Consider the following 14,800-nt stretch of genomic DNA (forward strand, 5'->3'; position numbering starts at 1 on the left):
AATGGTGATGGTTCACATTGCCCCATTAATGCATCAGACTTAATTCACCACGTTTTGTAGCTTACCGGCAATGAAATGCTTCAGATTGTTTACCGTAATTTCCATCAGACGCAGGCGAGCTTCTTTAGGTGCCCAGGCGATATGAGGAGTGATAATGCAGTTACGGGCATTGAGCAATGGATTCGTTTCTGACGGTGGCTCGGTGGACAGTACATCCAACCCGGCACCAGCAACTTTTCCATTGTTCAACGCATCAGCCAGATCTTGTTCGACAATTAATCCACCACGCGAGGTGTTAATCAGCATTACACCATTCTTCATTTTGGCGATATTGCTCTGATTAATCAGGCCGGTGTTTTGTTCAGTCAACGGGCAATGCAAACTAATCACATCCGACTCTGCCAACAGTTGGTCTAACATAACGACACGCAAATTAGGCTGCTCAATACTCTTTTTCTGGCTTGGGGTATACACCAGAATTTCCATACCCATGGCCAGAGCTATTTTGGCAAAGGCTGATCCAATCTGGCCATAGCCAATCAGACCTAACTTTTTCCCCATCAGTTCAATAAGCGGTGAATGCCAGTAGCAAAAATCGATACTTCTTGCCCAACCGCCGGAGCGCACATCACTGCTGTGCTCGCCTACGTGATGACAGAGTTCCATTAGTAAAGCAGTACTGAGCTGAGCGACAGCCATGGTACTGTAACTGGGTACATTGCATACCGGGATATCTCTCTGACGAGCCGCTTTAACATCAACAATGTTATAACCGGTGGCTAATACACCAATCATTTTAATTGAGCGACATTGCTCAATGGTCTGCTGGCTAAGCGGCGTCTTATTGGTTAAGACAATGTCAGCATCTCCGATTCGTTCGACGATGAGTTCTGCCGGAGTGCGATCGTAAACGGTTAACTGACCCAATTGCTCAAGATCGGTCCAGGATATATCGCCCGGATTAAGGGTATGACCATCTAAGATAACTATTTTCATAATTCACCAGAACGTCCATTAATGTAGAAAGTGATAATAATGTTTGCTCCTATCGCTGATTATTGACATTTTTAAAGGTTATTTAGCTAAATCAGCAGAAATTTCCGCAATCAGTTCAAAAGAACGCATACGAGCAGGATGATCGAATATCTGTCCGTTAATCATAATCTCATCTGCACCGGTCTCTTTCAGTAAATTTTGCAATCCGGTACGTACACCATTTTTATCACCGATAATTGACAGGCTCAACGTATGGTTAGCGCTATAAAGCTCATGTTTGGCCACCACAGAATTAATGTCTTCTACCGGATGAGGTAGTGGGCCCGGCGTTCCACGCAACATGTTGACAAAGTGCTGTTGTAAAGAGGTAAACATATACTCTGCTTCAGCACTGGTATCAGCGGCAATGGCATTAACACAGACCATAGCATAAGGTTTTTTCAAGTCGGCGGATGGTTTGAACTCACGGCGATATAATTCAAGCGCCTGTAGCATCATATCGGGCGCAAAGTGGGAAGCGAAAGCGTAAGGTAGTCCCAGACGCGCAGCCAGTTGAGCGCCGTACAGGCTTGAACCTAATAGCCAGACGGGAACGCGTAATCCCTGACCCGGAATTGCCTTTATGGTCTGGGTAGGTTTTTCATCATCAAAATAACCGGTCAGCTCGGCAATATTGGCCGGAAAATTCTCTGAAGCGTCATGGTCATTACGACGCAGAGCTTGTGCCGTTTCCTGATTGGTACCCGGTGCACGCCCTAAACCTAAATCGATACGATTAGGATAGAGAGATGCCAGTGTGCCAAACTGCTCGGCAATCACCAACGGTGAATGGTTAGGCAACATCACACCCCCGGCACCGACACGAATGGTTGACGTCGCTCCGGCAATATAACCGACCAGTACGGAAGTCGCGGAACTGGCGATACCCGCCATGTTATGGTGTTCGGCCATCCAGTAGCGATGATAACCAAGACGTTCTGCCAGAATGGCCAGCTCTTTTGAGCGAGTGAATGCCTGAGGAATAGTGCCACCCTGAACAATGGGGGAAAGGTCAAGCACTGAAAGTGGTACGCTGGAAGAATTAGACATGCTGGTAATCTCCGTTATCGCTATTATTTAATAGATTATCCCCCCGGATTACGCCGGTTGAGAGTGATACGAACTGATTAACTGTTCCAATTTGGCTCGATTAGTTTTACCCGAATCGATTTTTACGTAAGCGGACTGTTCTTCCGGCACAATAACGACGTCATTTACACCGGCAACCATTTTCAGGTAGCTTTCTAACAGACCGTCTTGCAACGCTGTTTCTGATAATTCAATGCGTAGGCTGCTGACATAAGGTGGTTGCTTCATTGTGGCGCTGAGCATTAACCACAAGGTACAGAGCACAACGCAGCCAATAAATACTGCATTTGTCCCGTTAAGGCCAAATAACCATCCACCCAAACTTCCGCCGATAGCCACACCAATAAATTGGCTGGTCGAATAGACACCCATCGCTGTACCTTTATAACCTGCAGGTGCTTCTTTACTTATCAGCGAAGGTAAGATGGCTTCCATGATATTGAAAGCGATAAAAAATAGCTGAACACCGACAAAAATAGTCCACAGGTGCTGCCCGCTGGAAAAAAGTATAGACTCTGAAATAAGAAGCAGTGCGACACAGGTTAAAAATACTTGCTTCATTTTGCGTTTTTTTTCCGCAATTATGATGAAGGGCACAACTGCAACAAAAGAAACCAACATCGTGACCAGATAAACCTTCCAGTGATCCGCAGGCATAAAACCGGCATTTTCCATCGCCACCGGCAGAGCAAGGAAGGTTGCCATCAGTAACGTATGCAGGCAGAGAATGCCGATATTCAGTTTTAACAAACGTTCGTTTCTGAGGACTTTACTAAAACTGCCTTTTACCATACCGGATTCCCGGTTTAATACGTGGCCGGAAGGGGTAGGTATCAGCGTTAGTGTTAACACTATTCCTACCATTGCCAGTACGGCGATGCCCCAGAACAGCGCATTAAGGCCAAAAGCGTGGGTCACAATAGGCCCAAGTACCATCGCAATAGCAAAAGTAATACCAAAGCTGACGCCAATAAACGCCATGGCTTTAGTACGGTTTTGTTCCCGGGTCAGGTCTGAAAGCAGAGCCATAACCGCGGCAGCAATGGCGCCAGAACCCTGCAGTGCGCGTCCCAGAATCACGCCCCATATGGAATCACTTAAAGCCGCAATCATGCTGCCGATAGCGAAAATGAACAGTCCGCCAACGATGAGCGGTTTACGACCAACCCGATCGGAAATCAGACCAAAAGGGATCTGGAAAATTGCCTGTGTCAGGCCGTAGATGCCAATGGCAAGGCCAATTAGCGGTTTGGTAGCTCCGGCCAGTGCCATACCATGAGTAGTAAGAACTGGTAGCACCATAAACATTCCCAGCATACGCAGGGAGAAAACTAACCCCAAGCCAAAGGTTGCCCGGCGTTCTCCCGGACTCATTGCATAATCGTTCATATCACCTCAAATCACTTCGCGTCCATTGTCGGAATTGTCCAACTGAAAACGAACGGCCTGTTGTTATTTTTATTCTGTCACAGGTTAATTAAACCACTGGATTATAGCGTTGGATAGAATAGTAGTAAGCCGGGTGAATTGCTTTATATTTCTGATAAAGATTGAGATAACGACAAGATTTAGGGTGGAGTAGCGACAGCGCACTCAGTCGAGCGGCTGCCGCCATGTTACAGATAGTTATGGCCAGACGAAGGTAAGCAGAGACTCAGGTGCTGCCACCTGAGAGTAATCTACCGACATCATGATGCTTAGTGTGGTGATAGCCACAATGGAGAAGATAAACAGCTTTCTTGCCCAAATTTTGTTATCTGTCGTTTTATAGCCGGTTAACGCCATAATCAGCCAACCAAAGCCTACCACTGCCGCAACAAACAAATAGCTATAGCCCGCATAGCCACTGATAGTTAACATCAGGGTTGCCACAATAAAGCCGATGATATACAGCGTAATGTGGTTCTTGGTTACGGAAATCCCGCGCTTTACCGGTAAAACCGGAATCGACGCCGCCAGATAATCTTTATAGCGGAAAATAGCGATAGCGTATGAATGAGGCATTTGCCACAGGCTGAAAATCACCAACAGAATTAATGCCCCGGTATCAAACTGATTGCTTACCGCACAGTAACCGATAACCGGTGGAGCGGCACCAGACAGACTTCCGACCAGAGTACCGTAAACGGATTTACGTTTCAGATACAGACTGTATAGCCCCACATAAACCACGAACCCTAACAGAGCAAACTCTACCGCCAGTAAATTAGTATAGGTATAGAGTAAGGCAAAGCCGGCAATTCCCAACAAACAAGCGTAGAGAATAGTGATGGCAGGGGAGATTAATCCCTGAACCAGAACGCGGTTCTTGGTTCTTTCCATCAGGCAATCAATATCCCGGTCAATATAGTTATTAAACACACAGCCGGATGCCACCACCAGAGAGACTCCGATAATAGTGGCAAACAGCAGGGAGAAATCCACACTGCCCTGAGAGGCAAGCAGGAATCCTCCAATGACTGAAATCATATTGCCAAAAATGATTCCCGGTTTGGTGACTAACAGATATTTCTTAATCATCTGAGTAGCTCTTAGTGAACCATCATGTTGGTATTAAGGTTGTACATAATCCATAGTGAACCTACAACGACGATGGCGATTATCAATCCGGTGAATACCAGGGCGACAAAGTTCCAGCCACCCTCTGATTTTGTGTTCATATGTAAGAAATAGACCAAATGAACCACGATCTGGACTACGGCAAACAGAGAGATAACGACAGCCAGCGTTGCTGGTGCTGCGGCTCCTGTCATGACCATCCAGAAAGGAATTGCCGTCAGAATAACTGAGAGCACAAACCCGATAAGATAAGAGTTAACCGAGCCATGGCTGGCGCCGGAAGCGTCTACAGCGGTATGTTTCATTTAGATTGCCCCCATCAGATAAACCACGGTAAACACGCAAATCCAGATAACGTCCAGGAAGTGCCAGAACAAACTGAGGCACATTAAACGCGCATTGTTTTTTGGCGTTAAACCTTTTTTCGATACCTGAATCATCATGATTGCCATCCAGATCAGACCCAGGGTCACGTGCAGTCCGTGAGTACCAACCAGCGTAAAGAATCCTGATAAGAAGGCGCTACGAGATGGGCCATAACCTTCACTGATCAGCAGATGGAATTTATTGATTTCCATGCCGATAAAGCCAAGGCCGAACAGGAAAGTGATGGCTAACCAACCAATAACCTGGCTCTTATTACCCTTGTACATCGAAATGATAGCCATACCGTAAGTAAAGCTACTTAACAGCAGCAGGGCGGTTTCACCAATAACATAAGGCAGTTCAAAAATATCTTTGCCTGATGGGCCATCTGCAATGCCGGTAGCCAGTACGGCATAGGTGGCAAATACTGAGGCGAACAGAATACAGTCGCTCATCAGGTAGATCCAAAAACCGAATACGGTCTTGGCACCACTGTCGTGATCGTGGTGCTCATGCTCATCAAGATGAGCGTGAGAATTGATCAAGGTATCAGTTGCCATGATTTACCCCTGCCTGGCTTAATTGTTCAAAACGCTGATTTTCGATTTTCTCAATCTCTTCAACTGGTACGTAGTAGTCGGTATCATCATTGAAGGTATGGGCAATATAGACCACCGCCATACCAATCAAACCAACGATAGCCATCCACCAGATTTCCCAGACCATGGCAAAACCAAACACCACGCTAAAGGCAGCAATGATGACGCCGGTGCCGGTATTTCTTGGCATATGAATTGGTTCATAACTCGCCGGGCGTTTATAGGCAGTACCGTCATCTTTCATATCAGAGAAAGCATCAATACCTTTAATTACCGGAAGATGCGCAAAGTTATAGAACGGTGCCGGAGAAGAGGTTGCCCACTCCAGCGTACGGCCGCCCCATGGGTCGCCGGTAACGTCCATATTTTTCTTGCGATCTTTGATACTCACCAGCAGTTGCAGGATTTGGCAGGCAATACCCAGTGCAATTAATACCGCACCGAAGGCTGCGACAACCAGAAGCGATGTCCACTCAGGTTGCAGGCTGTAGTTCAGACGACGGGTCATACCCATAAAGCCCAGAATGTACAGCGGCATAAAGGCAACGAAGAAGCCAATAATCCAGAACCAGAAGGCGTATTTACCTAAAGTTTCGTTTAGTTTGAAACCAAAAGCTTTCGGGAACCAGTAGTTAAAACCAGCCAGACAACCAAACACCACGCCGCCAATAATAACGTTATGGAAGTGAGCAATCAGGAACAGGCTATTGTGCAGTACCATGTTGGCGCCCGGTACCGCCAGCAGAACCCCGGTCATACCACCTACGGTAAAGGTCACCAGGAAGCCCAGCGTCCACAGGATTGGCGTAGAGAACTTAATACGGCCCTGATACATGGTGAACAGCCAGTTGAAGATCTTCACGCCGGTCGGTATGGAGATAATCATAGTGGCAATACCAAAGAAGGCATTCACGTTGGCACCCGCACCCATGGTAAAGAAGTGGTGCAACCAAACGATAAAGGAGAGCAGGGTAATAGCAACCGTTGCCCATACCAGCGAGGTATAACCGAACAGCCGTTTTTTACTGAAGGTTGCCACGACTTCGGAGAAGATACCAAAACAAGGCAGAATCAGAATATATACTTCAGGGTGACCCCATGCCCAGATCAGGTTGACATACATCATCTGGTTACCACCAAGGTCATTGGTGAAGAAGTGGAAGTCCAGATAGCGGTCAAGGGTGAGCATGGCGATGGTAGCAGTCAGAATCGGGAACGCCGCAATAATCAGGATGTTGGCACATAATGCAGTCCAGGTGAAAACCGGCATTTGCATCATTTTCATGCCAGGGGCACGCATCTTCAGAATGGTAGCAAAGAAGTTAACCCCGGTAAGCAAGGTACCGACCCCGGATATCTGTAGACTCCATATCCAGTAGTCGACCCCGACCCCCGGATTATACACCTTACCCGAGAGTGGCGGATAAGCCAGCCAGCCGGTTTGTGCAAATTCGCCAACGCCAAGAGAGATGTTGATTAACACCACGCCGGCAACGAACAGCCAGAAACTCAGGGAGTTCAGGAATGGGAATGCCACATCGCGGGCACCGATTTGCAGTGGCACCACAATGTTCATCAAACCAATAACGAACGGCATAGCCATGAAGAAAATCATGATAACGCCGTGCGCGGTAAAAATTTGGTCATAGTGATGAGGCGGGAGGAAACCTTCCCCACTGGTGGCGGCTGCCACCGCCAGCTGAGTACGCATCATGATGGCATCGGCGAAGCCACGCAGTAACATCACCATGGCGACCAGAATATACATTACACCAATTTTTTTGTGGTCAACGCTGGTGAGCCATTCATTCCACAACCATTTCCATTTTCCTGCCCAAGTAATCAGAGCAAGCAAGGCAATTCCGCCGATAACAATAAGGCCAACGGCACCCATAATAATCGGTTCATGGTAAGGAATCGCTTCAAGTGTTAATTTTCCTAACATCGTTTATTCCTCGCCTCCAGAATGATGTGAGTGCTTGCTGGTATCCATTTTCATATATTTATTAATGATATCGAGATACAGACCAGGCTTAACCGTTGAGAAATACTCAACAGCGTTGTTTTCGCTTGGTTTAGCAAGTTGATTGTAATCTTCCCATTGAAGCTGATTTGGGGATTGCTTAACTTTTTCAACCCATTTATCAAAGTCTTCCTGAGAAGTAACAATAGCGTTGAACTTCATTCCGGAGAATCCTTTGCCGCTATAGTTAGCTGACATGCCCGGATAAACGCCTTTTTCATTAGCGACCAGATGCAGAATATTTTGCATGCCGCCCATAGCGTAAATCTGACTGCCCAGACGAGGAATAAAGAAAGAGTTCATCACGGTATCGGAGGTAATTTTAAATTTCACCGGCACGTTCTCCGGGAAAGAGAGTTCGTTAACCGATGCAATACCGAGGTCAGGGTAAATAAATAACCATTTCCAATCCATGGAGACTGCTTCAATGGTAATCGTTTGGGCTTCACTTGGAATGGTCTGACGCGGGTCAAGTGCGTGAGTACTTTTCCAGGTTAACGTGCCCAATACCAGAATGATGACGCAAGGAATACCCCAAACGACCATTTCAATTTTATTGGAATGAGCCCAGTTAGGTGTGTATTTAGCCTCTTTGTTCGATTCGCGATATTTCCATGCGAATAGAAAAGTCATAATGATAACGGGAATAACAACGATCAACATCAGAAGAGTAGCCGTAATGATCAGGGATTTCTGCTCCATCCCGATCTGGCCTTTAGGATTCATCAGAGCCATGTCACAGCCGGTTAGCAGCAACGCTGCAAGGCCGAGCATTAGCACTTTAGAAAACTTATTGCATTGTTTGAGTCTCATTGAACGACCTCATGACAAAGTACATAAGCGCTTTGTGGTATTGAGAACCGATGATAATTGGTTCCGGGTGTGCGGCAATTTTATGGAAAAGTTACAAATATGTAAATATCATTAAATCGTTGTCATCAAATGATATCAGTTTGTTGTGGTTTAATTGAGCGGATGATGTGGATTTTTCGAAAGAATCAGGAATAAAACCCTGCTCAGCAGGGGGATATTTAATTATTTTCTATCAAAAATAGTTAAATATTATTTATTGCGGTTTTTTATATTACAGACTAAAAGGTTATGCCCAAGGTGTTAAATTTGTTAAAAAATAGCGTCACTGGTGAATAGCGATATTATTCACCAGAAAGTTGAATGAATTTAGATTGAAAGTAAATACTATCAAAGGGATAGCTTATACCGATGATGGGGCTGTTGAGTGGTTATTTATTCTCCTTAAGGCTATTAGTGCTAACATTATGACGACACCCGGTAGCCAAACCCACAATAATTCTGACTGAATAACAGCGATGCCATTAGGCTTCAGGTACTGCGCCAGCTGGAATGGTGCAACCTTGATTACTTGAACCGGTGCAAAAAAACGCGCTTCTGACCATGGCCACAACCAGCCAACGCCCATTCCACCCGTGGTTAATGAATCCAGTACGCTATGAGATAGTAGTGAAACGGTTAGAAAACCCCAAATTCGTCGGTAGCCAATCTTAAAAACATTTTTAAATAACAGTGCCAGAGTAGGCAGCGCAAACGCAAACAACAGAGAGTGGGTGAAACCCCGATGGCCAAAAGCATTGGCGTAGGCGATACCAAATTTAAAGGCAAGTACATCCAGGTCGGGAATCATTGAGAAGGCAATACCGGTCATAAGTAACGCCGGTGGTATTTTTCGCGATCCTAATCCGATACCCAAACAGATAGGTACTGCGGCGTGGGTGATAATTGTTGGCATATCAACATCCTGTAAAAAGCTCGCTACAAGCATAAGTTACTGAGGTCATGAAACTCAGCATAAGTGTCTTATGTGAAGCATAGATGAAGTGATTTAATTTTCTTTGTGTAGTTTTTTTTATGCGTTGTATAACACATTCGTGATAAACCGATTTATCATTGGCATACAGAAAAGATCATGCCGCCAACCTGGCTGATAATCGATAGCGTATTTTGGAGAGTTCAATGAAGTGCTTTTCTCGCACGGTTGTATCCGTACTGCTTCCCTGTGTGTTATCCGGGTTGTTTTTCCCTTCCGTTAGTTTGGCAAAATATGATCCCGCTAAAGATTATCAGGAAATTCCCGCTATCGTAAAACAGTTCCCGGCTCCCAGTTTGATTGAGTTAGGGACTCCGGCCTTTAATAAAGATAAAACCGATTTTACTTCTCAGCAGGAAATGGAAAAATTTATTGATGATCTGAGTAAAACATCCGGTACATTGGGGGTGAAGCAGATTGGAGTATCTCAACAGGGAAAATCAATTCCACTGTTAGTTTTTTCTGCTACACAATCGGTATCACCGGAAGTTCTGCTGAAAAATGGTAAACCGACGGTACTGATTATTGCTTTGCAGCATGGCAATGAGCCTGCTCCGGGTGAAGCAGCGCTGGCCTATGCGAAAAGCCTGGCAGAAGGTAAAGAGGGTGATGTGCTCACAAGGGTTAATGTATTAATTATACCCAGAGCTAACCCCGACGGTGCTGAAAGTTTCAGCCGTGATTTGGCAAACGGCATCAATCTTAACCGCGACCACTTATTGCTGAGTACGCCGGAAAGCCGCGCCATTGCACAGGTATTTATTCAGTACCAGCCGGATGTCGTGTTAGACAGCCATGAATATAGTGTCGCCGGTCGCTGGGTGGAAAAATTTGGTGCAGTGCAACGTTATGATGCCATGTTGCAGCAAGCGACCACGAATAATTTGCCAGCGCGGCTAACCAAGATGATGGATAAACCATTTCGTGAAGGTATCGTCAGTACCTTCGAAACCAATGGATTAAGCCACTCCTGGTACTACACTACGGATAAGTTAGATAAGCAGGATAAAACATTGTCCATGGGAGGCATTGAAGCCGACACGCTGCGTAATATTGCCGGGCTGCGTAATTCGGTTTCATTTCTTCTGGAAAACCGGGGTGTGGGGTTAGGAAAAGCACACTTTGCCCGGCGGGTGTATACCCAGTTTCTGGCGATGCAAACCATGGTCAAAACCAGTGCTAAAAATAGTGCAGACTTGCTTAATAATGGGCAAGAGATTCGACACGACATTGCCACTCAGGCCGGACAGGGAGCTATTGTTGTGAAGGGCGAAATGACGCCAGAAAAACGTACTATTTCTATGATTGATGCTAAAACCGCTGATGGTATCAAAGTGAATGCAGACTGGCGCTCGGCGTTAAGTATCATGCCAGTGATTACCCGCACCCGTCCTTATGCTTATTTGTTAGCGCCGACGGAGAAAAAAGCGGTGCAAAACCTTCAGGCATTAGGGATTGAGGTTTATCGGATTGCTCAACCACAAAAAGTTAAGGTTCAGCAATATACACTGGCGGATCGTAACGAAGGTACCAAAAAAGATGTTACCGGCAGTGTAGGGCAAAAAGGAAATCAGATGGTTCAGGTAACCACCAGAATAGACGATCGGGAACTGGATTTATCTGCCGGGTACTATTACATTCCACTGAATCAGCCTTTGGCGAACCTGTCCATAGCGGCGCTGGAGCCAGAAACGCAAAGTAGCTTTGTGGCAAACGGCATTATCAGCCTGCCAAAAGTAAAAGCAGAAAAGAAAAAGGCTAAAGCCAAAGCGAAAACTCAGGCTACTCATGCCGAAGTGACATTGCCCGTGTTACCGCTTTACCGTTTGACTGAACGCGCTGATGTCTCATTGGTATTAGCCGAGTAAAAATATATTCGGGCAGATTTTCACCGGACTAATCTGACAGCCAGACTCTGCGCATTTCTCTGGCAAAGGTTTCCAGATTTTTCGGTGTTCTGCCCGTTAATGTCTCTACTTCATTGGTTAGTCGGGTTTCTGCGCCTCCTGCAATCATGGTATCCAGAGAAGCCAGTGCACGCGCATAATTCTCATTCATTCCCTGAGCCACAAAACGTTTAGCCAGCCCACCTTCTGTTAGTTTTATATGGTCTATCTTCAGTCCAATTGCGGCACTAATAATCTTTGCAACATCACAATAGGAAAGCGCTTTAGGGCCAGTAATCACCACATCCCGGTTTAATGAATCAGGGCGTAACAGTGCTGAACAAGCAACAGCTGCGATATCACTGGTATCAACAAATGGAACTCGTCCATCAAAGGTGGCGGAATAGATACGGCTTTCATCCAGAATGGAGGACATATGATACTCCTCCGAAAAGTTTTGCATAAACCAGGTAGGACGTAAAACCGCCCATTCCGGTACATTTTGTTTCAGATAGCTGTGTACCGTACCGATCATGGGGCCGCCTTCTTCCAACAGAGAGGCACTAAGTAATACAAAACGCCGAATACCCTGTTTAAGCGCAAGGTCAATAAAAGGGCGCATCACTGTCAGTGGTTCGGACACGTTAGGCGGCGCGACCAGATAAACCGCATGAATACCCTGAAGAACATCAGCATGGTTAAGCCTGTTGCTCCAGTCAAAGCGTACCGCTTGATGCCCGTAAATTGATGAACCAGAACGTGAAGCAATAACACAGGCATGCCCTGAATCTTTTAACTGTGACGCGATACGCCGGCCGGTCTTACCCGTTCCACCGGTAATCAGAATGGTAGGATTAGTCATAATGAACGCTCTCTGTAGCCTGAACTTATCGCCGGTGATTGGCCTGGTAAAGCATCGGAATGTTGAGTAGGCACGAAGCCAGCGTTAATTTGAACATAGCAGAAAAACGGGAAAGATCGACCCTGTAGCCCCTGTTGAAAGGGGGATATACGTTAAGATTTATGTCGACTATACCCTCACGGGGATTTGAATCTATCCAACTTCAGAGTGATAGCAAATTTGTCTGTTTCAATTTCAGTGGATATGCCGGCCGCAAAAGCTATGAGAAAAATCGTCATAGTGCTCGGCCGGAAGGGCCATATACTCAGCTTGAGTGCTCATCCTGGCTGACGCCAGGTCGCCCCAACCTCGACCCTCCCGACAATAAGTTGTTTTAAGCCATCACACTAAACTATCAGACTTTGTCATCGACCCGAGCGGAAAGGTTCTCATTCCTCCACCAACTCCAGTCCGGCAATGCGTTTCCAGTACCCATTACAGTCTGCATGATTTTGCAATTGCAGAGGCGACTGACCCTGTTCGTTATTGCGGAATTGGGTGATGAGTTCCAGAGTATTGTGGCCCTGTGGTGACAGGCGCACGATATCCACCAGTCCATCCATTTCTCTCAGATTATTACCGAGGTTATAGCAATAGCCGCTTTGTGTCTGAATGCCGTTTAACACAAACACCTGCTGATTCTCCTGAGAGATGACATTGCGGCCTGTTGGGTAGTTAATACAACAGGTCTCACACTCATCTTTAGGTCGGTTTTCTGAACGGGCGGTAAAGCAACGGGCGGAATAGGCCAGAGGCAGATGACCGTAGCTGAATACTTCCACTTCAAATTGATGGCGAATACCTAATTCTTCGCATTGGTTCAGTAAATTGAACAACCAGTCGCGAGACAGCTCCACCGGCATACACCAACGAATCATTCCCTGCTTGTATAGTGAACGTAGGGTATAGGCGTTATAGCAGTTGAGTGCCGGGCCAGCGACATAGGGAAGTTTGTGTTCAGCAGCCATATTGACGGCGCCGAGATCGTTAGCCTCAATCAGATAATCGCCATTTTCGATATAACGTTTTAACTCAGTTAGTTCTGATGGTGCCTGAATAAGCGCCAGTGTGGATAACACCACTTGCTTACCGGATTGCGCCAGAGTTTTAGCCAGATCCAGCCAGTCATTAACCTTCATTTCACGGCGTTTACTGCAAACCGCTTCGCCTAAATAGATAATATCGGCACTGCTTTTCATTGCCGCATGATAGAAGGCTTCGGTTTGGTTTTTAGGCCAGTAGTAGAGCAGAGGCCCCAGAGAATATTTCATTGTTGCCTCCTGTTATTGCCATTTACGGTGATAAGCACCCAGAGTGGTTTGGGTACCTTCGGACATCGCGCCCAGCGTCTCCATCCAGGATTTCTCTACGCTGAAGTTCTGTGGATCCGCCAGACAGCGGTCGATGGCCTGACGCCAAACTTTTGCTACCTGACTGACATAAGCAGGGCTGCGCTGACGACCTTCAATTTTTACTGAGGCAATATTGGCGGCTAACAGGTCTGGTAACAGCTCCAGCGTATTTAAACTGGTGGGCTCTTCCAGAGCGTGATACAGCTCATCTCCCACCTGATAGCGACCTTTGCACAGTGTCGGATAACCGGCGTTTTCACCGTCTTTATAGCGATCGATCAGCACATCATTCAGGCGAGACTCTAAGCCCTGAGGTGTTTGCTGCCAGCGAACAAAACGGGCTGGTGAGCAGGCACCCACGGTGTTAGGGGATTCACCGGTAAGATAAGAGGAGAGGTAGCAGCGTCCTTCAGCCATAATACACAGGCTACCAAAGGCGAAAACTTCCAGCGGTACCGGGCTGGTACGGGCTAATTGTTTAACCTGATGCATAGAAAGCACTCGAGGTAAAACGACCCTCGCCACATCAAAATTCCGTTGATAAAAGCGAATCGCTTCTTCATTAGTTGCGGATGCCTGAACCGAAACATGGCGTTCAAGATGAGGATAACGTTCAGATGCATATTCCAGCATAGCAATATCCGCCAGAATTAAGGCGTCGGCACCAATATCCGCCGCCTGATCCACTGCTCGTTGCCAGCGATTATAGCCATCCGGGTGAGCGAAGGTATTGATGGCGATATGCAACTTGCGCCGATGGCGATGAACATAGCTTACCGCTTCCTCAAGTTTTTTATCGGTAAAGTTCAGACCGGCAAAATGACGGGCATTAGTATCATCTTTAAAGCCAATGTAGACGGCATCAGCGCCGTTATCTACGGCTGCTTTCAATGCCGGTAAATTACCAGCCGGGCACAGCAGTTCCATCTTATCGTCCTGCAAAAAGTAAGAAGGTTATTAAAGCGTAGGCGCTTAATAACCTATTGAAGTCGTTACCTGAATCTGTCGGCTGATTGTAGTTAACCTTTTGATAACGATTTTTGATTTGAGGCAGCTTATTGCTGATTGGTCAGTTAATTATGGTGTCCCAAAGTACAGGGAATGCCAGGAAATATGTTTTCATTCTGAGGTTAAGGTATTTAGCAGT

The 14,800-nt window shown here is 46.3% G+C and carries 13 protein-coding genes; 1 reads left to right on the forward strand and 12 read right to left on the reverse strand.

From position 1 onward, the window contains the following. Positions 1-39: 39 nt before the first annotated feature. The 9 genes from I2494_RS11280 to I2494_RS11320 form a co-directional block, all read right to left on the reverse strand. Entirely contained in the window at positions 40-996 is a 957-nt protein-coding gene (locus tag I2494_RS11280) for a D-2-hydroxyacid dehydrogenase (RefSeq protein WP_218466914.1), read from the reverse strand. Between the two features lie 78 nt (positions 997-1,074). Beyond that, a complete protein-coding gene (locus I2494_RS11285; protein WP_218466913.1) occupies positions 1,075-2,085 on the reverse strand; it encodes a luciferase-like monooxygenase in 1,011 nt (336 codons plus the stop codon). A 48-nt stretch (positions 2,086-2,133) separates the two neighbouring features. After that, complete coding sequence (locus tag I2494_RS11290) at positions 2,134-3,513, reverse strand: MFS transporter (RefSeq protein ID WP_218466912.1); 1,380 nt, start codon at positions 3,511-3,513, stop codon at positions 2,134-2,136. Between the two features lie 237 nt (positions 3,514-3,750). Beyond that, on the reverse strand, positions 3,751-4,644 hold the full coding sequence (gene cyoE, locus I2494_RS11295; RefSeq protein ID WP_218466911.1) for a heme o synthase: 894 nt from the start codon (positions 4,642-4,644) through the stop codon (positions 3,751-3,753). 11 nt (positions 4,645-4,655) lie between these two features. Next, positions 4,656-4,988, reverse strand: a complete 333-nt coding sequence (locus I2494_RS11300; protein ID WP_218466910.1) for a cytochrome o ubiquinol oxidase subunit IV — start codon at positions 4,986-4,988, stop codon at positions 4,656-4,658. Continuing rightward, positions 4,989-5,609, reverse strand: coding sequence for a cytochrome o ubiquinol oxidase subunit III (locus I2494_RS11305; RefSeq protein WP_218466909.1), 621 nt, complete (start codon positions 5,607-5,609; stop codon positions 4,989-4,991). It abuts the gene before it with no gap. Continuing rightward, on the reverse strand, positions 5,599-7,593 hold the full coding sequence (cyoB, locus tag I2494_RS11310) for a cytochrome o ubiquinol oxidase subunit I (RefSeq protein ID WP_218466908.1): 1,995 nt from the start codon (positions 7,591-7,593) through the stop codon (positions 5,599-5,601). The genes I2494_RS11305 and cyoB overlap by 11 nt, the downstream gene beginning before the upstream one ends. A gap of 3 nt (positions 7,594-7,596) precedes the next feature. Continuing rightward, positions 7,597-8,484: a ubiquinol oxidase subunit II gene (gene cyoA, locus I2494_RS11315; protein ID WP_218466907.1), complete on the reverse strand. Its 888-nt coding sequence runs from the start codon at positions 8,482-8,484 to the stop codon at positions 7,597-7,599. Positions 8,485-8,884: 400 nt separating this feature from the next. Further along, the gene (locus I2494_RS11320; protein ID WP_218466906.1) at positions 8,885-9,436 is read right to left on the reverse strand and encodes a metal-dependent hydrolase; all 552 of its coding nucleotides are present in this window, start codon (positions 9,434-9,436) and stop codon (positions 8,885-8,887) included. Between the two features lie 224 nt (positions 9,437-9,660). Between I2494_RS11320 and I2494_RS11325 the strand changes: the two genes are divergently transcribed. After that, complete coding sequence (locus I2494_RS11325; protein ID WP_218466905.1) at positions 9,661-11,382, forward strand: M14 family metallopeptidase; 1,722 nt, start codon at positions 9,661-9,663, stop codon at positions 11,380-11,382. 28 nt (positions 11,383-11,410) lie between these two features. Here the strand turns inward: I2494_RS11325 and I2494_RS11330 are convergent, their stop codons facing one another. The 3 genes from I2494_RS11330 to ubiU form a co-directional block, all read right to left on the reverse strand. Further along, complete coding sequence (locus I2494_RS11330) at positions 11,411-12,262, reverse strand: ergot alkaloid biosynthesis protein (protein ID WP_218466904.1); 852 nt, start codon at positions 12,260-12,262, stop codon at positions 11,411-11,413. A 428-nt stretch (positions 12,263-12,690) separates the two neighbouring features. Further along, a complete protein-coding gene (locus tag I2494_RS11335; protein WP_218466903.1) occupies positions 12,691-13,572 on the reverse strand; it encodes a U32 family peptidase in 882 nt (293 codons plus the stop codon). Positions 13,573-13,584: 12 nt separating this feature from the next. After that, on the reverse strand, positions 13,585-14,580 hold the full coding sequence (gene ubiU / locus I2494_RS11340; protein ID WP_218466902.1) for a ubiquinone anaerobic biosynthesis protein UbiU: 996 nt from the start codon (positions 14,578-14,580) through the stop codon (positions 13,585-13,587). Between the last annotated feature and the right edge of the window lie 220 nt (positions 14,581-14,800).

Source organism: Limnobaculum allomyrinae (assembly GCF_016649425.1).
Lineage (GTDB): Bacteria > Pseudomonadota > Gammaproteobacteria > Enterobacterales > Enterobacteriaceae > Limnobaculum > Limnobaculum allomyrinae.